Raw genomic sequence first — 20534 nt, forward strand, 5'->3', positions numbered from 1 at the left:
TTCCTGAGTCGGGGGTGCTTCTACGGGCGGGGCGAACGGGGTGGGGGAGGGCTGCCGCCCGCGCTGAGCGGGCCAGCGCCGTCGGCGGGTGCGGCCGCTGGGGCCGCGCTGCCCAGGGGCAGCGGGTAGGCGGCGGCAGCCAGACGCGGGGCCGGCGAGGGGTCGGCCTGTGCCTCGCGGAGCGCGGCCTGCACCGGCTCGAGGATGGGCAGCGGGGCCGTGTCGGCGTCGGCGCCGAGACGGCCAGGGGCCGCCATGTCGGCGGCCCCTGGGTCGTCGCAGTGCGGGTCGTCGTCGTGCGGGTCGGTCACGGGCGGGCGGCTCGCCGGCGAGGCGCTGCAGGAGCCGGCGCGGCCGGGGTGTGCGCCCCAGGAGCGGCTGTCACGGCAGCGCCGGCGGCGTCGGCCGGAGGCGCCTGCCCGGCAATGGCAGCGGTCGTCCCGAGACTGGCGCGGGCTGCCTGCGCCCCGGTGGAGTTGACCGGCTGCGGGTACGCCGCAGCCGCGATCTCGGCCGCGGTGGCCTGGCGGTCGCGGGCGCCCGTCAGGTCGAGGTCGGCGGCCGCCGCCGGAGGGCGCGCCGCCTGGACGCCCTCGGCGTGCTCGTCGACGCGGGCGGTCGTCGGGTTGTCCGGGATGGCGGCGAGCGCCCGGGAGGTCGCGTCGCGGGCCTCGCCGTTGTGCTGCAGCGCCGCCGCGGTGTCACCGGCGGCGTCGGCCGCCGCCAGGGCGGACGTGTCCACGGCGCTGCCCGGGACGGGCGAGGGGAAGACAGGCGGCTCGGGGGCCGAGGCGCTGTCGAGCGGCGCGCCGGAGGCGGTGTGCTCGAGGTAGGGGCCGACGGTGGCGAGAGCGTCCTGCGGGGAGGTGCCGCGCTCCACGAGCCGGTCGTAGCGCTCGGCGACGTCGGGTCGGTCGCTCCGCATCCGGTCCACGGCATCAGCCACCGGGCCCGGCCCGGCCTGGGCCGCTTGCCCGGCAGGCAGGGCGGAGGCGGCGCCGGCCGTCACCGCGGAGGGCTGACCAGTGTGCGGGCCGCGGACGACCTGCCCGGGGATCGTCACCCCGTTCGGGCTGCCGGCGGCACCGGCCTGGGAGGGGAAGTACGGGACGGCCCGGCGCATCGCGTCGGCCTTGCTCTGCCCGTCGGCGTTCGCGGCGTCGTAGCGGGCCATCGCCTCGGGGGCGAGGTCGCGCATCCGCTGCTCGGCCGCCTCAGCGACGCCAGAGAGCGCGTTGGCGATCGGGGCCGGCAGGTCGGTCTCGGTGTGCACCTTGGCCCACACGTTCGCCGCCTGCTCGAGCGTCGAGCCCGGCAGCCGATCCGCGAGCCCGCCGATCTCACCCAGCACGCCGTTCGCATGGGCCCATGCGGCATCGCGTTCCTGCGCGGCCTCGGCGACTCGGCGAAGGCCCTCCAGCACGTTGGGGCCCGTCTCGCCCCCGGCCGAGGCGCCGTCCCCTCCGGCGGCCCCCGGAACGCCCGGGCCCGCATCGGCGCTCCTGTCGGTTGCGGGTGGCGTGGTGGGGCGGGTGTCGGCGCGGTCGTGGATGCGCCGGGTGTCGATGAGGTTGCCCAGAACCTCGTGCATGGCCCGGGCCGGTGAGTGGGTGCCTTGGGCGCGCAGGACGTCGTACATGGCCATGTTGTCCGGGGTGATCTCGCGCAGCCGGGCCTCGGCGGCCGCCAGGTAGGGGGCGCGCTGGTCTGCGGGCAGCGTTGCGTGGGCCTCACGCCACATGCCGATGGCCTCGCCGGCGGTGGCGGTGTGGAGCACGGCGAGCCGGTCTTCCAACGCGGCGAGCGGGCTCGGCGTGGCGAGGACGGCTCGTGCCTGCTGGGTGTGGACGGTCTGGTGCGTGCCGTCGTCGTCGACGAGCCCGGCGGCGAACCCGATGCGGGCGATGGCGTAGCCGATCGGGTCGCTGTCCTTGCTGGCCACCATCGAGCGGCGCCAGCGGTCCATGGCCTGGCCGGGGTCGCCGCTCTCGGCGAGCGCCTTCCGGTAGAGGCCCATGACGTGCGGGTTGAGCTCGGTCAAGCGCTGCTCGGCCCGCTGCAGGTAGGGGCGGGCCACCGCTTCCGGCAGCGTGGTCCGAGCGTGGTCCCACACGCTGAGCGCGGTGGCGATGGTCGCGTCGGGCAGGCCCGCGGAACGGCTCCGTAGGGCCTGCAGCACTTGCGGGTCGACCGGACGCGGCGCGGGCACCGCCTCGTCTGCAGCGCCGGCCGTCGGGCCGGTGACGGTGGCCTCGGCCTGATCGGGCATGACCTTCGTAGCGGCCTGGTCCACGAGGTGCGGGAAGCGTGCCGTCTGCCGGTCGGCGTCGGACAGCAGCACGACGTCCCCGGTGGTCTCGTCCGGCGCGAGCCCGGCCCGGGTCGGGGCCGGGTCACCGACGCGAGCGGGCGGGGCGTCGAAGTAGGGCGCCACGCGCATCATCGCCTCGATCGGTTCCGCGCCCTGGGCGCGCAGCCGGTCGTAGCGCTCCATGACGTCGGGGCGCAGCTCGCGCAGACGGTTCTCCGCCGCGCTGGCCGCGCGCTCGGCCTCGGGGTCCGGCCGCCACCCCTGCGCGGCGGCCCAGGCCCGGCCTGCGTCGAGCACGGTCGTCTCGCCGTACGCCTGGGGGTCCAGCAGCGGCGCCCACTCGGCCTGAGCCGCGCCGCGCCGCGCCTCGAGCTCGGCGCGGGCCGCGTTGGCCTCGGCCTGGTCGCGCTCAGCCCTGGCCGCGGCCCGGGTGGCGGCGATCTGCGCGGCGGCTTCGGACGCCATCGTGGCGATGCTGACGAACTGCACGATCTTGGTGCCGGTGGCCGCGAGCGGCTCCTCCGTCGGCGGCTGCATCTCCAAGTGACCATCAGACACGGGGTTCTCCCAACGAGCGAAGGACGATCGGCATGAGCGCGGAGCAGGGGCGCCCGCGGAAGGCAGGGCGCCGGTCAGAAGCCGCAGCGGTTGCGGCGGGCGAAGACCAGCCAGCACCCGGACAGCAGGGCGCAGACCGCCAGGACGACGAGGCAGAGGACGAGCAGCACGTCCGCGCTTGTCTCAGGGGTCGGGCCGGTCGTCAGCGGTACCGCCGGGGAGAGCGTCACGAAGGCGTAGCCGTCGCCAGGCGCGACCGCCGGCGACACGAGGTCGGCCGTCACGGGGTCGGCCATCACGACGCGGGCCCGGTGGCCATCGGCGCCCAGTGCCCGGGCGGGGCCGGACGCGAGGGCAGCGGCGGGGGTGGGTTGTGGCCGGAGGCGCCGCACGCCGCGAACGGCCCCGACGCGCTGAGCAGGACCGGCAGGTGATGGTCGACCTGCCCGAGAAAGATCGGGCCGCCGTTCTCGGGCTGGCGCCGCGAGGTCTCGAACGTCCGCCACAGCCCCTCGAGCCGCAGCACGGCCTCGGGGTGGTCCCACCATCGGTCGCACCACAGCGCGTTGCCGCCGAGGGTGCGGGCGAAGGCGATGACGAAGAACTCGTTCACGAAGTCCTCGACGTCGCGGTAGTAGGTCTCCCACTCGTCGCCGGCCTCGACCGGCGGCTGCGCGGGCAGTGCCGGCCGCTCCATCGGAGCGGCGCCGGGCCCATGAAGCGCCTTGTTGACTAGCCCGTCGAGGTCGTCGACCTGGTTCTGGATGTGGAACAGCCAGGCAGCGGCCTCCCGCAGGTCCGCCAGCTCCGGCACCCTGTCGAAGGCCTCGCTCAACGACGTGCCGGGCTCGTCGCGTGCGGCGCCCTCGTCCGGCGGCTCGGCGTCGGCCGTCGGCCCGGCGGTCATGCCGCCGCCCCTTCGGCTGCGGCCTCGATGCGTGCGTCCGCGGTCGCGGTGGCCGTTCCGATCTCCTCGGCGCGCGGGCCTTCGAAGAAGGGGATCGACCGCACCAACGCGGGCCGGGCTCCGGTCGAGAACACCAAGGTGCGGAACTTGGGCAGCGCCCGGACGTCGGCGGCGGTGAGGATGCGGCGCGTCTGCACCGACCGCGAGCGGTTGGACTTGCCGTCGCCACGGCTCACCGAGACCGAGGTGTAGTCGTAGTCGCCGACGAGCTTGGACAGGTCATCGGCGAAGTTGGGGTCGTCGATGCCGGACCCCACGATCTTGAGCGTGGCTGCGCCCCAGAGCGCCTTCATGCCTGTCTCGCCCCAGACTCCGACGCCTTGGGCGTAGGACTGGAGCACCGTCACCGGGATGATCCCGCGGCTGCCTAGGTGGGAGTAGAGCTGCGGCAGGTCCCCGATGCGGCAGATGTTCGCGGCCTCGTCGAGCACGACCAGCATGGGGGCGTCGAGTCGCCCGCCGGGGCGGCGCTCGGCCGCCGCGACGGCCTCGCGCAGCACACGGTCGGTCAGAGCGGCCACGAGAGGGGCGGCGGAGCCGCCGCCGTCCTTGCTCAGCAGGTAGAGCGTCTGACGCGACGCCGGGAACGCTTTGGCGTCGAACTCCTCGATGGAGGCGGCGTCCTGCCCGGTCGGCGGGGTGACCCACGCCGTGATCTCCGGGTTGCGCAGGCAGGCCAGCGCGGAGCGGGCGTTGAAGAAGACGCCGGACCGCGTCTCCTCGGCCATCGTTCGCGTGCCGTCCAGCGAGGAGGCGATGGCGTCCCAGCCGGCCTGACGCAGCAGCTGCGCGGGGAGGGGGCTGTTCTCCTGCGTGACCCACGTGTAGACGTCGGCCAGGGTGCCGCCGGAGACGGCGGCGGCCAGCAGCAGCGAGGCGACGAGCTCGGCGCCGGACTGCTTCCAGATGTCGTCCTTGTTGTCGGTGCCGGTGGCGTTGATGAAGTGTGCGGCGAGCCGCTCGGCCTCTTCGACGGTGGTGATGGCGCGCAGCGGGTCCCACCACCAGGTCTGCGGGGCGCGCACGATCTGCTGCGGGTCGAAGGCCCACACCCGCTCGCTGGTGTCGCTCGCGCGCAGCGCGGCCGTCGCCGTGTACCCGTCGGGCTTGTTCGAGGTCTGTACGACGGCGCCGGGCGCCTCGAGCGTGAGCGGGATCGCGTAGGAGGAGGTCTTGCCGGAGCGGGGGGCCATGAACATGAGGACGACGTCCTCCCAGGACCCGCGGATCAGGCGCCCGGCCGGGGACAGCCGGCCGATGGTGAAGCCGACCTGCGCGCCCTGGAGGTCCTTGGGCTTGATCCCGGACAGCGAGGGGCGCAGCTTGCTGGCGCGCTTGGCCAGCTCGGGCTGGGTGAGGTGCTTGACGTCCTCGACGGTGGCCATGAGCCGGCCCGGGTCCGGTGCGCGGCGCGAGGCTCTGGTGAACGAGCGGAGAATCACGTACGCCGGTACGGCGGCGGCGAGCAGGACGACGACGGCGACACCGACGAGCGTGCGCGGGTCGGTGCCGGCCCACACGCCCTGGCCCGTCACGTAGGTGTCGGGGTGGCGTGCGAAGTCGACCACGAGCAGCGGCGAGAACGGGCCGGGCCGCCAGGCCCAGCCGTGCCCGTCGGAGTGCGAGCCCCAGGCGCCGGTGAGGCCGCCAGCGACCCACAGGGACGCGGAAGCGCCGACGACGAGGGCGAAGGCGCCGAGCAGCAGGACGATGCCGCCCTCGCCGCCCCCGGCGCCGCGCGGGGAGATGGTCGGGGTGGGCCGAGCGGTCCCCATCAGGCCACCGCCCCAGCGCGCTCGGCGCCGGCATTGGTCAGGTCGAGCGTGGGAGCGAGCCCGCTGCCGGCGGCCTTGGTCAGGTCGGTCACCCAGCGCTTGTTGGTGTTGTGGACCGCGCTGCGCCGCTCGGCTCGGGTCAGCTGCAGCTGGACGGGGATGCCCGGCCGCTGCCCGACCTTGATGAGCAGCTTGCCGCGACCGGGCGGCTCGCTGCCCGGCCTGGCGTCCCTGTCCCCCTCCTCGGCGTCCTGAGCAGGGCCCTCGCCCTCGTCCCAGCCGCGCGGCGTGGACCAGGAGGTGACGGTGTCGACCTCTGCGTCGGTGAAGCCGACGACCTCCGCAAGCTCCTTGAGCTCGGCGGGGGGCAGCCCGGCCACGACGACGATCCCGGCGCGCTCGACCAGGCCCTTGGCCTTGGCGATGTCGGCCGGGTCCTGCATGGACTTCAGGTCCGCCATCGAGTGCGAGCAGTACGCCTGCCCCACTCCCTCCTGGCGGTTGAGCCGTGAGACCGAGTCGACCCGGTCGACCATCCCGGCGCCCGAGCGCAGCACCCGCCACAGTTCGTCCAGGACGACGAAGTAGCGCCGCTGCGGGGCGAGACCGGCGTCGGCGAGCTCGTTGGCCGCCTCGACGGCACCGAACCCCTCGTTCCAGCACGCCAGCAGCACCGCGGCCTGCAGCGCGGTGTCGTTCGCGGAGATGCCGGACACGTCGACGCATACGGCGGTGGAGTCCAGGCGGATGCGCTCGGTGGTGGGGCGGGCGAACACCGAGCCCAGCGGCCCCTCGATGAGCGCCAGCAGCGACCTCTGCAGCGGCTCGACCGCGACCCGGTAGCGCTCGACGTCGCCGCGGTCCAGTGTGGGGAGCCGCACGACCGGCGGCCCCTCCTCGAGGACGGCGACGAGGTCCGAGAGCAGCGGCGCCTCGGACGTGCCCTCGTAGGCGGCGGCGTCGGCGCGGCGCTCGGCCAGCAGCCGCAGCGCGGCCGATAGGACGGTCCGCTCGGTGTCGGTGGTGGAGGACTGGCGGGCGAGCAGGATCAGCGCGTCGACCATGTTGAGCCGGCGGCCGTGGGCCTCCTCGCGCAAGCGGTCGGCGCGCCGGTGCATCCCGGCCGCCTGGAGCAGGTCGGCCGCCTCGTCGAGCGCGCCGGCGTCGAGGACGTTGAGCGAGCCGAGGCCGCGGCCGAGCCGGACGACCTGCCCGCCGAGCTCGCGCACGAGGTCGGCGTAGTCGGGCTTGAGGTCGCCCAGCACGAGCGGTGTGACGCCCTGCGCCGCGAGGCCGAGGACCTGGCGGCGGATGAGCGTGGACTTGCCGAGGCCGGGCAGGCCGAGCACGAACATGGAGGGGTTGGAGATGAGCTTGGCGCGCTGGAACCAGTTGATCGGGTCGCAGCACACCGTCGCCCCGGTCGAGAGCGACGGCCCGATCGGGACTCCGACCATCGGCGTGGACGCGCCGACGACGAACGGGTAGAGCCCGCACGCCTGCACGGTCGTGCCGCGCCACTCGGGGGGAGCTTCCACGTAGGACGCGCGGCCCAGCCCGCGACCGGCGAACCCGCGCGCGGTCAGCCGCGCAGGCTTGGCCAGGCTGGCCGGGGCGGCCTTCGGGGTCTTGTTCACCTGCTTGGTGGCGTTGCGCAGCTGGCGCTTGCTCGTCGCCTTTGCAGTGGCGGTGATGCAGGTCGAATCGCGACGGGAGGCCCGCCGGTGGCGGCGCGCGCCGCTGATGCGGGACGACACCACAGCGCCGGCCTCTTCCAGCGATGTGAGCTTCTTCGACATGGCGTTCCCCTGTTCATGGAAGGGCTTAGAGGCCGTTGCGGAAGACGTCGGGCATCGCGACGTGCTTGGCCAGCACGACGCCCACGCCGAGGGCAGCGGCGAACGCGCTGTCCTGGGAGCCGAAGCAGCGGCGCAGTTGCAGCCGGGAGGAGGCGCCGAGCTGGTCGACGATCTCCGCGGCCTGGCCGAGCCGCTTGGGGTCGGACACCGTGACGGTGACCATCACGGACTGGCGTACGAGCCCGGCGCCTGCGGCCTGCTCCTCGGCGGTCTGCCGGGTGGCGCGGATCGCCGCCGTCTCGCCGGCGGCGGCCTGCCCGCGGCGGGCCGTGGCGAGGGTGTTCGCCGTGCGGACGTCGGCGTCGGCGATGGCGGCCGCCTCATAGGCGGCGTAGGGGCGGTAGACCACCGTGACGCGCTTGCGGTCCACGCCGGGGTGCGGGGCGAGCAGCCGCTCGAGGACGGAGGACTGCACGGCGCCGATCGGCGGCCTGGTCGTGGCGTAGGTGACCGAGGTGCCGCTGTCGTGCCGGTACGCGCCCCACGAGGCGACGGCGGCCACCGGGCCGGCGCTGTCCCAGGTGATGCCGGTGTCCTCGCCGGCCGCGCGCGCCTCCTCGACGGCGATGGCCGCCGTCGGGTCGTAGGCGACCCGGACCATCTCCGCCAGCTCCTGCGGGCGCATGGCCCGCACCGTCCCGGCGCCGGTGGCGGCCAGGTGCTCCATGAGGCCGGGAAGGCGCTGGCCGATCTGGACGGCCATCTCAACAGTGGAGCGGACGTTCTGCGGCGGGTTGGCCGGCCTGGGCAGCGAGGACGGCATCAGGTCCTCGTCGAGACCCGCGTCCGTGGGGTCCTCGCCGCGCTCGTAGGCCGCGAGCTCGCGGGCGGCCAGAGCCTTCGTGGACTCGCGCGGCTTCCTGGACTTGGCCTTCTTGCCGCGCCCGGTCAGGCCCTCTTCCTCGACCGTCGCGGGCTTGCGCGCGCTGAAGGTGAGGGTCACCCAGCCGCGGACGGTGGCGGCGCCGGCCGGGAACGTAGAGGCTGCCTCCTCCATCATCTCCCGCGCGAGGCCGGGCGCTCCGGTGCGGACCGTGCGGCGGACCTCGGAGGCGAGCCGGGTGCCCGGGTCCGGGGCCGTCTCGATCGTCGTGGTCACGGCCTCCAGGCCCGGCTCGTGCGCGAGGTCGGACAGGAAGCGCCCGTACTCCGCGACCCAGGAGTCGACCGTGTCGGTGTCGACGAGCTGCCCGCCCTCGGGCGCGACGGAGAGCACGACCGCGTAGTGACGCGCCGCCGGGATGGACACCATCGCGAACCGCTCGCCGTACGCGGTCTGCGCCTCGAACACTTCGCTGCGCGCGAGCAGGCCCGGCAGCCGGGCCGAGCCGAACGCGATCGGCGAGACCAGCGCGGACAGGTACCTGTTCTGGCCCTTGCGCTTACCTTGTGCCCACGCGACCCGTGTCGTGAGCGTCTGCCAGCCGTTGCGCCCAGCGCGGTTTCGGTACTTGATCGGCGCCAGCAGCGCGATGAACAACAGCAGCGTGGCGCCTGCGGCAATGAACCCGCGGCCGAGCTGGACGAGGACGGTCATCACCAGGCCGACGAGGAGCAGGCCACTGCCCAGCGTCCCCAGCCCGAACACGCCGGGCGAGCGCGGGACGACGAAGTTGCCGTAGGTGCGCGGCCCCTCGTTCCCGTTGACGGTGGAAGCAGACATGGGTGAACCCTCTTTCGCGTGACGGAGTGCAGACATTCGAGCGGGGCCGAGGCGGAAGCAGGCACGACGGCAGGGCCCGTCGGCCGCCCGGCCAGAAGGCCGGGCGGCGCGGGGCCGGGCGTGAGCTGAGGTGGGAGCTACGAGGCAGAGCCAGCGGCGCTTCCAGCGGCGCGCCTCGCGGCGCCCGCGGCCTGGGTCGCGCCCTGCGCGACAACCACCCACGGGGCAGCCGCGCCAGCGGCCTTGCCGAAGCCACCGGCTCCGGCGGCCTTGGAACCGGTCGGACCCGTGACCGGGCCGGGCCTGTGCGTGCCACCACCACCCGAGGCCGACAGGCGCCCGCCGCCCCCGCCGGGGCCGCTCGCCATCCTCGCGCCGGTCGCCACCGACATCCCGACCGCGGTCATGGCGCCGCCCCCACCGCCGCTCGAGGTCGCCGCGGTCACTGCGGGGACGGCGAGCTTCATCAGCGGCACGATGGCCAAGACCGACAGGACCATGAGGAACAGGCCCACGAACACCTGGATCGCGGAACCGCCGTCACCGACCAAGAAGAACGCGGCGGCGTAGACGATCGCGGCGGCCGGCTTGTAGAGCAGGAACGCGACGATCCAGGCGACGGCCCTGTCGAACGAGGCCTTGCCCCGCTCGGTGATCGAGGAGGCCGCCAGCAGCGGCAGCAGCCCGCCCAGGATGGTGAGCACGGCGAACCGGGCCATCATCAGGAACATCTGCCCGAACGAGGAGACGATTCCGAACAGCCCGAGCACGAGGATCAGGCCCGAGCCGAGCCCGGAGCCGCTCGCGTTCAGGCCCGTCGTGATCATCCCGAGCCGGTCGGCCAGGTCCCCGTCGGCGCCCTGGTCGATGATCCAGACCGAGAAGGCGTCGGAGGCCCGGCCCAGCGCGTTGATCGTGAACACGCCCGCGCCCACCACGAACAGCCACCGGAACAGGCCCTTCACCGCCTCGGTCCCGTGCCGCAGGTCCTGGGTGAACGCGATCCGCGTGGCCTGCACTGTGATGGCCAGCACCGCGATCGCGAGCGTGTACCAGTGCGTCGACCGCATCAGCTCGAAGACCGGGCCCGACGTCGTGCTCAGCTGCGGGGCGTCGATCTCGGTCCAGAACGTCAGCGAGAACTCCAGAGCCTTCGCAAACCCCTCACCCACCTTGCTCGCCGCCGCGTCGAACGCGGAGCCGGCCGTCTTCGCGACCGCGTTGGTCGCCGCATCGCAGCCGCCGCCGATGACGGGCAGGTCACAGATGTCCGGCACTAGACGCCTCCCCACGGGATGTAGCCCGCGGTGCTCGACACGCCCTGTCGGGTAGGGCTGGTGCCGCCGTCGGGCTGCAGCTCGAGCCGCCAGTCCCCGTTCGACCACCGCACGGTGGTCGTGACCGCCGCCATGTTGCCGCTGGCGTAGCGGTAGACCATGCCGATGACGGCGACATCCTCGGTGTAGGTGACGAACTTGAAGCCCGCGACCTGTCCGTACTGACCAGGCTGCGGGGAGTCGTCGGTGACCTTCTCGCGTAGCGGGATGTAGGCGTCCTTTCCTTCTCCGGGCAGGACCTGCTGCTCGACAACGTCGCGCCAGCCGTCGCCCGGCGTGATGAGGTAGCGGAAGCCGAGGTGAGCGGCGGCCAGGAGGGCGCCCGTGGGGGTATGGCTGTAGCCGGCGTAGACCGGGCCGTCGATCCGGGTCGGGCCATCAGCGTCGCTGACTGGCAAGGCCACGCCCTGGAACAGCTCCCACCGCACCCCCTTCGGCGCTGTGCTGGGCACGGCGGACGGACGCGGGACGGGCGTGATCGAGGAGGAGGGAGCCGCCGAGGCCACAACGGAAGGAGCGGCGGGCAACGTCGCCCTCTCCTTGTCGTCGTCGCGCACTGCGGCGAATGTCCCGACAGCAAGGACCAGCAGCGTGGCCAGCGTTGCGACAGCAAGCCCCGCCCGCGTCCGCCTCGTGTTCACTCCAGCCTCCGAGTCCACTTCGGGCACTTGAAGGTCCAGCATCCCCTGACTTCCCATCCGGGTCTGCTAGGACAAAGACGTCACGATCGGGCCCGCGGCGGCCAACACAACCAGCCCGGCGCAGACCTTGCCGAACGCGGCCATCTGCTCGCCCCCGTCGTCGCCGCGCTTGTGCGCGAGCATGAACTTGATCCCGACGACGATGAGCCCGACGACCCCCGCGACGGTTCCGCCCCACCCCGCCCAGTTCAGAATCGTCTGGAAGTTGTCCGTCCCTGGCGGCCGGGTGTTGTTGACGGAGATCGCTGAAGCCGGTCGAGCGAGCACCAGAGTGGCAAGGGCGAAGACGAGCGTGGCGCCCGTGCTGCCCAGCACAGGGGCTCTCCACGGGCGTCGGGGAGCGCACCACCTCAACTGGGCGCGGCGCCTCGTCGTTCGTGTGCGACCGAAGCTTTGTACTTCCATGCGAGCGGCCCCTTCCGATTCGCGGGAGAGCTCTACAGGTCTCCCTGTCCATACAAGTTGACGAAGCATGGCTCCAGTTCTCGACGCTGTCAACTGCCATGGACACGGTGGGTGGGAGCGGCTTAGCGTGTTGGTTCAAGGGCTTTGGCCAGGTCGAGGCGGCGAACGCTCTGGCCGACGCCGGGCTCGAGCCCCAGCGCCGGTTCTTCGTCGTCATGGACGAGCTGTGGCGCGTCATCCGCGCCGGCCACGGCATGGTCGACCGCGTCGACGCGCTCACCCGCCTCAACCACAACCAGGGCGTCGGGCAGGCGATGATCTCGCACTCACTGGCCGATCTGCGCTCAATGGACAACGACGCCGACGTGGCCAAGGCCAAGGGGTTCGTGGAGCGCGCCGGGCTCGTCGTGCTCGGCGGGCTTCCCCGCCAGGAGCTCGACGAGGTACGCGAGGTCGTCGACCTGTCCCGCGCCGAGGTCGACACGATCACGAGCTGGTCGACGCCGCCGGGCTGGAAGGCCGGCGAGGCCCACCCGGGCCAGGGCCGCTTCCTGATCAAGTCCGGGCAGCGCGCCGGCATCCCCGTCCAGCTGCAGCTGACGAACGCCGAGCGAAACGCCGGCGGCCTCAACACCAACCGCCGCTGGAACCTGGACAAGACCACCGCTCCCGGGATGGTCGGCTGATGGCCACGGTCGCGCCGAAGGGGTCCGGCGGTGGGGGGTCGGCCTGTTTGATCCCTGGCGCTGCGGTTGCCCTGCTCGGAGCGAGCGCCGCTGTGTGGGTGGGCGGCGGCCTTGCGTCGATGCTCGGCGGACACGGATGGAGGTCGGCCCCGTGGTCCCCCGGCTTCGTACTGAGCGTGGTCAAGCAGGGGCCGGACGCCTTCTGGCCGGGAGTCGACCCGCGGGTGCTGTACGCGGCGACGATCGCCGTCCTGCTGGTCGTCGCGGTCCCGCTGGTGTGGCTCGGTGTCAAGGTGGCCCATGCGTTGGGGGGGCCGACCGACGTCGCGGCCTCGCTGGCCAAGCCCAAGGACCTGCAGGCGCTCTTGGTGCGGACCCGCCGCCAGCAGGCGGTACGGCTCCGCCCCTCCCTGGCTGGGACCGAGCCGAGGAACCTGCGCCCGGCCGACATTGGCTGGGTCCTCGGCGCTCTGCGCAAGGGCGCCATGCCGCTGCTAGCCGGCTTCGAGGACGTGGGCGTGGCCATCATGGCGCCGCGCAGCGGCAAGACGACGGCCTATGGTGTGCCGCTGGTGCTGGACGCGCCCGGGGCTGTCATCGCCACGTCGAACAAGGCCGACCTGTGGCCGGGAAGGCAGCACTGCGCGCGCAGGACACGGGGGAGCGGGTCTGGGTGTTCGACCCCCAGGGCATCGCGCACGCCCCGCGGACCTGGTGGTGGAACCCGCTCGCCGCCGTCAACAGCGTCGAGGAGGCCGAGCGATTGGCCTCGCACTTCGTGCTGACCGTCGAGGGCAAGGACGGCGATATCTGGGGTCCGGCCGGCGCCTCTCTGCTGTCGACGCTGATCATGGCAGCGAAGGTGTCCGGCGGGACGCTGCTCGACGTCTACACCTGGCTCAACGACGACTCCGACCCGACGCCGGGCACGCTGCTCAAGCAGCACGGGCACCCGCTGTTGGCCAAGGAGTTCGAGGGCACCCGAACGATGGCGCACGAGACGCGCGCCTCGGTCTACTTCACCGCCCGCACGGCGACCAAGTGCCTGCGCAACCCGCAGATCACGTCCTGGGTGACGCCTCCGCTGCCCGGCGAGGACGTCGAGGAGATCGACACCGCCGCGTTCCCGCTGTCTCGGCAGACGCTCTACCTACTGTCCAAGGACGGCGGCGGCTCGGCCGCCCCTCTTGTGGCCGCTCTGACAGACCGGATGATGCGTGAGGGCGTGCACGCCGCCGAGCTGCGCGGCGGTCGGCTCGACCCGCCGATGATGGTGCTGCTCGACGAGGCCGCGAACATCTGCCGTATCGGCGACCTGCCCTCGCTCTACTCGCACCTGGGCAGCCGCGGCGTGATCCCGCTGACGATCCTGCAGTCGTACGCCCAGGGCGTTGGGGTCTGGGGCGACACCGGCATGAAGGCGCTCTGGGGCGCGGCGACGGTCAAGGTCATCGGCTCCGGCATCGACGACGCCTCGTTCGCGGAGGACCTGTCCCGGTTGATCGGCGACCACGACGTGACCGTGGCGTCGGTGTCCTACTCCGACGGTCGCCGCACGCGGTCCCGGTCCCCGCAGCAGCGGCGCGTCCTGCCCGCCTCGGAGATCCGCGCCCTGCCCAAGGGCCGCGTCCTGGTGATGACGACCGGCGCCAAGCCGGCGATGCTGCGCGCTGCCCTGGTACGAGGGGCCGCGCGCCGAGCAGATCGGCGCCGCCGCGAAGGCGGCCGAGGCCGAGCTGGTCGGCGCGGCCCGCCGCGACGCCGTTCCGGCCCAGCCTCGACTGGACGACACGGTCGTCCTCGACGACGTGGTGCGGCCATGAGCGAGGAGCAGGGCTACGACCCCGGCGCTGACTTCGGCCCTCCGCCCCCGGCCGATCTGACCGAGGCCGGGCGCCGCATCGTCGCGCTCGAGGCGGCGCTGGAGTACGTGACCGAGCTGCTGGCCGCGAGCGCCGAGGGAGCGGTCCCCGCAGCCGCCGGCGCGGGCGGTCCCGTTGACGACGAGGAGTGGGAGCCCTACTACGGGTCCTTGGAGGAGTGGGTCACGGACCTGTTCATCGTCGCGTTCCCGCGCAACGTGGGCCAGCAGAACAAGTGGTGCCCGCAGTGGTGGGACCACGCCGAGGCGATCATGCGCCTGGAGGTCCTGTGGCGTAGCTGGGAAGGCGCCCGGCTCGACCCGGTCAACGGCATGGCGGCCTGGATGGCCCAGCAGCTCGACCATCACCTGCCGATCCTCCTCTCCCCGGACGGGCCGTTCGGGCAGTGCACTCCCGACCGCCACCTCGCCTACAAGCCACTGCCAGTGAAGCCCCCGCCCCGCGGCTGGTTCAGGGAGCCGCCCGAGCACGCCGGCGACGTCGCCTGACCCGGCCAGCTTCATCCCTTGACCCGACCGAGCTAGGCCTTCGGCCCCATCTTTCCGCGGGCTCGCGGCACTACCAGCGACCGCCAGGCACCATGTCCGCGCGGACTCGACGGGGGTCCACGGGAGCGTTCCTGCACAACCTCGCTTCCCGCATCACAGAAGGAAGATCATGGGTCGCACACTTCTCGTCACCCTTTCGGGGACGGCTCTCCTCGCGACGGTAGCCGTCGCCCCGACCGCCTCGGCGGCCACCTCTGCCTGCGACATCGGCCCGGCCATCGCCAACACTCGCGTGCTGGCCACCTCACCGATCATCGCCGGCAAGGTGGACAGCGGCGTCGTAGTAGAAACGACCGTCTCCACGCCGGCCGAGTGCCGGGAGGTCACCCAGGTGTTGATTAGCGCCGCATCGCCGGACGCCGACAATGGCACGGGCACAGCCAACACGACTGCAGACCTTGTGAGCGGCGACGACCACAACGGCGTGTATCGCGCAGCGCTGCGAGTGGACAACAACACGTCGGCCGGCCTCTACAACGTCAGCGTCTCGGCCAGGGACTTCTACGACAAGCGGACGACTGCGTTCAACGCTGCGAGCTACACGGTCGTGCGCTCCACCTCGGTGGCCCTGCGGGCCAAGAGCTACGCGGTGAAGCGCAACACCGCGGTGACCCTCACCGGGACCCTGAGCCGTACCGCGCACGACCCCGACGACGTCGACCCGACGGTGCTGCCGGCGGCTGGGGAGGCGGTCAGCATCTACACCGCTGCGAGCAAGAGCAGTAAGCAGTGGAAGCCGGTCGGGCAGGCCATCACCACCCGCACCGGCTCGTTCACGATCAAGGCCAAGGTCGGGAAGCTCGCGGCCTTCAAGGCCGTCTACGAGGGCAGTGACACCCTGGCCCGTTCCAGCTCCTCGGCCTTCCTCGTGACGGTCACGCGATAGCCCTCGCGCGCAGCGACGCCGCTCCCGCCTCGTCGGACTGGAGCGGGAGCGGAGCCAGGCAGCAACGGAAGGTCCTCACCCGACGGGTGGGGACCTTCCGCTCTCCTTGCCTTCGATTCGGATGGAATCGGGGGCCGTGAGCCCCGACGCATGATGGAGGGCGTGCCCGCCCCGGTCCTGCGCCCGATGCTCGCGTCCTCGACGCGGCAGCCCGCGCACGCTGTGGGGGAGGGGTGGGCTGTTGAGGTCAAGCTGGACGGGTGGCGCGCCACGGTCACCGTGGATGACCGCGGCCTGCGGGTGCGGTCGAGGACCGGCCGGGAAGTGACCGCGGCGCTGCCCGAGCTCGCGGGCCTGGTGCCCGCGCTGGGCGGCCGGACGCTGGTGCTGGACGGCGAGCTCGTCGCCGGCCGGGGCACGGCCGCCGACTTCTACGCGCTCGGCCCCCGGATGGCCCGGCGGCGCGCCCCCTCCACCGGCTGCCGCGTCACGTTCGTGGCCTTCGACCTGCTCTGGCTGGACGGGCGTGACCTGTGCGCCCAGCCCTACGGCGAGCGGCGGCGCCAGCTCGAGGAGCTGGCGTTTCAAGGGCCGTGCTGGCAGACGTCGGCGAGCTTCGACTGCCCGGCCGAGGACCTGCTGAGCGTGTGCGAGGAGCGCGATCTGGAAGGCGTCGTGGTCAAGCACCGCGACAGCACCTACCGTCCGGGCGCCCGGTCACGAGACTGGGTCAAGCTCAAGACCGCGCACTGGGCCTCGGTGCACGCGCCGCGGCGCCAGCCGGGCCGGGAGAGGCGCCAGCGCGCGTAGTCACCGCGAAAGGGTGAACGGGGCGACTGGCAACGGTCAGACGGGTACGGTGCTCGCCGATCGTGGAGAGGTGGCAGCAGTGCGGATGACGGGGGCGCTCGGAGCGCTGGCCCTGGTGGCAGGCCTGGCCGGCGCCGGGCTAACCGGCACGGGGCTGGCGGCGGCCGCCGGGCCGGCGGCGGGCGGGGAGTGCCGCATCACCTGGCCCGACGGCTCCTACAGCATGGTGCCCTGCACGACCCCCGAGCCGCCTGCATCCGGCGGCGTCGTCGGGGCACCGAGTACGCCCGCGCCGACTCCGGCCGCCGGCGGGGAGTGCCGCATCACCTGGCCCGACGGCTCCTACAGCATGGTGCCCTGCACGACCCCAGAGCCGCCCGGTGGCGTGGTCTGGGGGCCGGGGACGCCGGCGCCGACCGGCCCTTCCGTGCCGGCGCCGCAGCCGACGCCGCTGCCGACCTACCCGGCGTCGGTGTCGGCGGTGTTCGTGAACGGCACGCCGACGGTCGGGCGCATCCTCGGCTGCTCCGCGGACACCCTGTACGCCGAGGCGGTGGCCTACAGCTGGCTGCGCAACGGCCAGCCCGTCGCAACGGGTGCCACCTACCGCGTGTCCGCGGCCGACGCCGGCCATCGGCTCGCCTGCCGCGCCGCGGCGTCCAACAAGGACGGCGGCGGCACCGCCGACAGCCCGGCGGTGCTCGTGGCCCGCCAGGCGCTACGCAACACCCAGCGCCCGACGATCAGCGGGGCCGCCCGGGTGGGTGCGCTGCTGAAGGCGACGCCGGGACGGTGGGCGCCCGTGGCCGCCGGCCACCGCTTCGTGTGGCTGCGCGACGGCAAGCCCATCGCGCGCGCCACCCGTGGGTCCTACCGGCCTACCGCTGCGGACCGCGGCCACTCGCTCAGCGTGCGGGTTACGGCCAGCCGCACTGGCTACAGCCCGCTGACTGCGGCCTCGAAGGCCGTACGAGTCCGCAGCTGAGCTACGCGAGCAGGGAAGCCTCACAGCCGTCCGCACGAGGGGCGCGCGACCCGCGGCACGAGTGGGCGCGCGACGTCAGCGGCATGTGCGGATGCGCGGCTAGTCAGTTGAGGCCGAGGCGAGCGACCAGGGGCAGGTGGTCGCTGCCGACGGCAGGGGCTGTGTAGGCGTCGATCGCGTGCACCCCATTGGGAAGCAGGACGTGGTCCAGTTCGAGCAGGGGCGGTATGAGCCGGCGATCGGCGGGCCAGGTCCCAACATGTCCATGGCCGCGGGCGCCCATTGCGTCGCGTAGCCCGGAGCGAAGCAGTTCGCGGAACGGGGCGTGGTCACGACCCGCGTTGAAGTCGCCCACCAGAACCGCTGGCTCGTCACGTTGGGCGCGGGCCAGGGCGAGAAGGTCGGCGGACCAGTAGCGGTGCAGCTCCGAGTGCGGGGGCCAGGTGTGGACGACCTGGACCGTGAGGGGCCTGCCGGCGACGTCCACGGTGAGGCGGGGCCAGCGGGCGCCGGGGTAGTCCGCGAGCTCTGCGGATAGGACGGGCAGTCGGGTCCAGAGACCGCCTCCTTGGAGGTGGCGCTGGTCGGTGCGTAGCAGTCCGGCGGTGAGCCCATGGGCGTGCAGGACCTGGGTGAGGGCGGTCCGGTAGGCGGGCTTGACCTCTTGGAGGGCGAGGACGTCTGGTTGCTCCCGCGTGAGCAGCCGGTCGAGGCCCACGATGTCGAGGCCGCTGCTGCCGACGTTCAGTGAGACCAGGGTGAGCGTATGTGCGCGGGCGGCCGAGGGGACCGGGTCCGCGGGCGGAAGCGCTGGCCAGAGCCACAGGAGGTGCGCGGCGACGTTCACGGCGGCGGCGAGCCCGAGGGCGCGGCGTCTGGTCAGAGCGGCGAGCACGAGCACGGGGTACGCCGGCAGCATCGCCAGCGGAAGCAGTGCCAGTGCGAGTGCGGTGCGGGGCCCGCCGTTCACCCCGGCGATGCGGATGGCCGCGACGGCGAGGGCGGGGAGCAGACCCAGCCAGCCCAATCCGAGGAGCGCACGGCGGATGATCACACCCCGCCGAACGCTGGACCAGGGCACTTCGCTCCGACGAGGCTAAGACGCGATCCGCGGCATGTCCGGAGGCGGCTCAAGTATTGCTGCTGGCTTGCTGTCGGGCTCGTTCCGGGTTTGTGGCTGTGGTGGTGGGCCGTCCGGGTGAGGAAAGGGCGCTGGCCGGCTCCGACGGGGGGCGACGGTCAGCATGGGTGGATGCGTCTGGCGTTCGGGGTGGGGCTTTGACCGCGGCGGCAGCTCTGCGGTGGCGGCCCGGCGGGAATCTGCGCGGGCCGTTGGCGCGGGCGGTGGTGGCTTCGGCGCGGGATGCGGTCCGCCTGCTGCGGGCGTTGGACTTGGCCGCGAACAGCACCGGTGCCTCTTCCTCCGGGGCGCTGCTCGGGCGGGGGTGGTGGTCGTTGGCCGCACCGCTGGTGGGGGCGGTCCCGGACGACGTGCTCGCGGTGTGGGAGCAGGTCGGGCAGGCGCTGTTGTTGGTCCCGCTGGGCGACGGTCGCTGGGAGTTGCTGGTGCGGGACGGGGCCGGTGGGCGAGAGGTGCTCGACGACGCGGACGCCCGCAGGGCGGTCGGCGGATGGGTGGCCGAGCACAGTGCTGGCCTGCCGCGCCCGCGGGCGGTGCGAGTGCCGAAGGCGCCGTTGCCGGACGGGGCGCCGTTGTCGGACCCGGCCGCCATGTTGCTGCGAGAGGCCGGCATGCCGCTGCACACTGGGTTGCCGGACTCGCGTGCGCTGGGCGGCAGGGGGGCGGGCGGGGGATGGAACGCTCCCGCCTACGCAGGTGACCTGCTGGTCGCACCGGCGGTGCACCCGTGGGTGCTGGGGGTGATGAAGGACGGCGAGCGGCTCGGGTTGTGGGACCGGGACACGCCGCAGGCTCCGATCCAGGTGTGGTCGAGCTTTCGGGACCCGGCCGCGCCGACCCCGGAGCAGTTCACCGCTGAGCAGTTGGCCCCGCTGATCGAGGCCGTCCGGCTCGACGGCCATCTCGCCTACCGCAGGGTCGGTACCGGCGAGCTCGAGCACGCGGAGCTGCTGCACTGGAGCCCACTGGGCCACGCGACCGTCTTCTACGACGCGTGGAAAGGGCCGGGCACCGGCGACCGGACCCGCCGCGGCCTGACCGTCGTCCATTCCGCCATGGCACAAGAGCTGGGCTTGGACGTCGCGCCCGGCACGTGGGTCGAGGTCGAGCTGACCGACTGGGCCACGGCCAAGGCCGTGGTGTCCGCGCGGCCAGATGGCCGGTGGGAGGACGCGCCGTCGGGCGCGCCGAGGGGCCTGCGGGCAGCGCTGGTGTGGGCGCGGGAGCGCCTCGGCACTCCGGCGCCTGCGCCGCCGTCGCGGATGTCCGCGGAGGAACAGGCCTGCTTGCAGGAGGAGATGCAGGAGACGCTGCGTCGCGTCAGGCGCGAGGTCCGCGCGATGCAGAAGGCCGAACGGGAAGCCCGGGCCGCCGCCTGGAGTGGCTCCCGCCCCCAGGTCACCGCGGCACCGGAGCCTGCGGTGACTGGCAGCCCGGTTGATTTGGTCGCCGTCTGGGTCGGCGGCGGGGCGGCGGAGGGCGAGCACGCCGTCGAGGTCCTGGAGAGCGTCGCGGGCGATGGCGCTGAGATCGTCGTGGACGGCAAGTGGCGGCTGGTCAATCTGGCCCTGGAGCCGGCGGCGTACGCGCTGGCTCAGCCGGTCCTGGCCGCGGGGGCGCACGCCTGGCACCTGTCGTACCACCCGGACATGCACGCCGCGCAGGTGCAGCTCGCGGCCGCGGGCGAGGTCACCGCGACAGTCATCTTCAGTGCGCCCGGCAGCCCGCTCCTGCGGGCAGGCATGCGGGACATCCTGTGGAGCGAGCAGGACGTCGCCGCCACCGTGGCCTGGGCCGCATCCCTCGGGCGCGCCCTCACCGCCGACTACGCCCGCGCGCTCCTCGCCCCAGCAACAGGCCTGGACGCCGAGCCGCTACGCGCGGCGCTGACCCTGCTCGACAACATCGGAGCGGCCGGCACATCAGCGCTCAACTCCTGAACACACGGCGGCCCGGAAGGGGTCACGGCACGACGTCAGCGGCATGTGAGTGCGTGTGGGCGGGCGTGAGGAGCGTCTG

The 20534-nt window shown here is 73.3% G+C and carries 17 protein-coding genes; 6 read left to right on the forward strand and 11 right to left on the reverse strand.

Annotation, left to right across the window (positions count from 1 at the left end; genetic code table 11):
* Nucleotides 1-20: 20 nt before the first annotated feature.
* From G9H72_RS18005 to G9H72_RS18050, 10 genes are all read right to left on the reverse strand, one after another.
* Nucleotides 21-311 carry a hypothetical protein gene (locus G9H72_RS18005; protein WP_166173703.1) on the reverse strand — a complete coding sequence of 97 codons (291 nt, stop codon included), beginning with the start codon at nucleotides 309-311 and terminating at the stop codon, nucleotides 21-23.
* Nucleotides 308-2869 (reverse strand): hypothetical protein, encoded by a 2562-nt coding sequence (locus tag G9H72_RS18010; protein ID WP_166173705.1) that lies wholly within the window; start codon nucleotides 2867-2869, stop codon nucleotides 308-310. The genes G9H72_RS18005 and G9H72_RS18010 overlap by 4 nt, the downstream gene beginning before the upstream one ends.
* Before the next feature lie 74 nt (nucleotides 2870-2943).
* Nucleotides 2944-3153: a hypothetical protein gene (locus G9H72_RS18015; RefSeq protein ID WP_166173707.1), complete on the reverse strand. Its 210-nt coding sequence runs from the start codon at nucleotides 3151-3153 to the stop codon at nucleotides 2944-2946.
* 11 nt (nucleotides 3154-3164) lie between these two features.
* Nucleotides 3165-3776 (reverse strand): DUF4913 domain-containing protein, encoded by a 612-nt coding sequence (locus G9H72_RS18020; protein WP_166173709.1) that lies wholly within the window; start codon nucleotides 3774-3776, stop codon nucleotides 3165-3167.
* Nucleotides 3773-5611: a type IV secretory system conjugative DNA transfer family protein gene (locus G9H72_RS18025; RefSeq protein ID WP_166173711.1), complete on the reverse strand. Its 1839-nt coding sequence runs from the start codon at nucleotides 5609-5611 to the stop codon at nucleotides 3773-3775. The genes G9H72_RS18020 and G9H72_RS18025 overlap by 4 nt, the downstream gene beginning before the upstream one ends.
* Nucleotides 5611-7410 (reverse strand): ATP/GTP-binding protein, encoded by a 1800-nt coding sequence (locus G9H72_RS18030; protein WP_196791363.1) that lies wholly within the window; start codon nucleotides 7408-7410, stop codon nucleotides 5611-5613. Before G9H72_RS18030 ends, G9H72_RS18025 begins: the two co-directional genes overlap by 1 nt.
* 25 nt (nucleotides 7411-7435) lie before the next feature.
* Nucleotides 7436-9133, reverse strand: a complete 1698-nt coding sequence (locus tag G9H72_RS18035) for an SCO6880 family protein (RefSeq protein ID WP_166173713.1) — start codon at nucleotides 9131-9133, stop codon at nucleotides 7436-7438.
* A gap of 137 nt (nucleotides 9134-9270) precedes the next feature.
* On the reverse strand, nucleotides 9271-10410 hold the full coding sequence (locus G9H72_RS18040; RefSeq protein WP_166173715.1) for a hypothetical protein: 1140 nt from the start codon (nucleotides 10408-10410) through the stop codon (nucleotides 9271-9273).
* Nucleotides 10410-10874: a hypothetical protein gene (locus G9H72_RS18045; protein ID WP_166173717.1), complete on the reverse strand. Its 465-nt coding sequence runs from the start codon at nucleotides 10872-10874 to the stop codon at nucleotides 10410-10412. Before G9H72_RS18045 ends, G9H72_RS18040 begins: the two co-directional genes overlap by 1 nt.
* A 303-nt stretch (nucleotides 10875-11177) precedes the next feature.
* Complete coding sequence (locus G9H72_RS18050) at nucleotides 11178-11486, reverse strand: hypothetical protein (protein WP_166173719.1); 309 nt, start codon at nucleotides 11484-11486, stop codon at nucleotides 11178-11180.
* 188 nt (nucleotides 11487-11674) lie between these two features.
* On the opposite strand from G9H72_RS18050, the gene G9H72_RS18055 reads away from it, so the two are divergent.
* From G9H72_RS18055 to G9H72_RS18075, 5 genes are all read left to right on the forward strand, one after another.
* A complete protein-coding gene (locus tag G9H72_RS18055) occupies nucleotides 11675-12262 on the forward strand; it encodes a hypothetical protein (RefSeq protein ID WP_166173721.1) in 588 nt (195 codons plus the stop codon).
* A 622-nt stretch (nucleotides 12263-12884) separates the two neighbouring features.
* Nucleotides 12885-14633, forward strand: a complete 1749-nt coding sequence (locus tag G9H72_RS18060) for a TraM recognition domain-containing protein (RefSeq protein WP_166173723.1) — start codon at nucleotides 12885-12887, stop codon at nucleotides 14631-14633.
* 169 nt (nucleotides 14634-14802) lie between these two features.
* Nucleotides 14803-15579 (forward strand): hypothetical protein, encoded by a 777-nt coding sequence (locus G9H72_RS18065; RefSeq protein WP_166173725.1) that lies wholly within the window; start codon nucleotides 14803-14805, stop codon nucleotides 15577-15579.
* 162 nt (nucleotides 15580-15741) lie between these two features.
* Nucleotides 15742-16389: an ATP-dependent DNA ligase gene (locus tag G9H72_RS18070; RefSeq protein ID WP_166173727.1), complete on the forward strand. Its 648-nt coding sequence runs from the start codon at nucleotides 15742-15744 to the stop codon at nucleotides 16387-16389.
* A gap of 70 nt (nucleotides 16390-16459) precedes the next feature.
* Nucleotides 16460-17374 carry an immunoglobulin domain-containing family protein gene (locus G9H72_RS18075; protein WP_166173728.1) on the forward strand — a complete coding sequence of 305 codons (915 nt, stop codon included), beginning with the start codon at nucleotides 16460-16462 and terminating at the stop codon, nucleotides 17372-17374.
* Nucleotides 17375-17477: 103 nt separating this feature from the next.
* Here the strand turns inward: G9H72_RS18075 and G9H72_RS18080 are convergent, their stop codons facing one another.
* Nucleotides 17478-18401 (reverse strand): endonuclease/exonuclease/phosphatase family protein, encoded by a 924-nt coding sequence (locus tag G9H72_RS18080; RefSeq protein ID WP_166173730.1) that lies wholly within the window; start codon nucleotides 18399-18401, stop codon nucleotides 17478-17480.
* Between the two features lie 365 nt (nucleotides 18402-18766).
* On the opposite strand from G9H72_RS18080, the gene G9H72_RS18085 reads away from it, so the two are divergent.
* Complete coding sequence (locus G9H72_RS18085; RefSeq protein WP_166173732.1) at nucleotides 18767-20455, forward strand: hypothetical protein; 1689 nt, start codon at nucleotides 18767-18769, stop codon at nucleotides 20453-20455.
* Nucleotides 20456-20534: the final 79 nt, after the last annotated feature.

The organism is Motilibacter aurantiacus, assembly GCF_011250645.1.
Classification (GTDB): domain Bacteria; phylum Actinomycetota; class Actinomycetes; order Motilibacterales; family Motilibacteraceae; genus Motilibacter_A; species Motilibacter_A aurantiacus.

Bases quoted from the DNA above. Each gene is read 5' to 3' on its own strand.
- G9H72_RS18020 (WP_166173709.1), bottom strand. From the start codon at position 3,776: ATGACCGCCGGGCCGACGGCCGACGCCGAGCCGCCGGACGAGGGCGCC.
- G9H72_RS18025 (WP_166173711.1), bottom strand. From the start codon at position 5,611: ATGGGGACCGCTCGGCCCACCCCGACCATCTCCCCGCGCGGCGCCGGG.
- G9H72_RS18030 (WP_196791363.1), bottom strand. From the start codon at position 7,410: ATGTCGAAGAAGCTCACATCGCTGGAAGAGGCCGGCGCTGTGGTGTCG.
- G9H72_RS18035 (WP_166173713.1), bottom strand. From the start codon at position 9,133: ATGTCTGCTTCCACCGTCAACGGGAACGAGGGGCCGCGCACCTACGGC.
- G9H72_RS18055 (WP_166173721.1), top strand. From the start codon at position 11,675: ATGGACACGGTGGGTGGGAGCGGCTTAGCGTGTTGGTTCAAGGGCTTT.
- G9H72_RS18065 (WP_166173725.1), top strand. From the start codon at position 14,803: ATGGGTCGCACACTTCTCGTCACCCTTTCGGGGACGGCTCTCCTCGCG.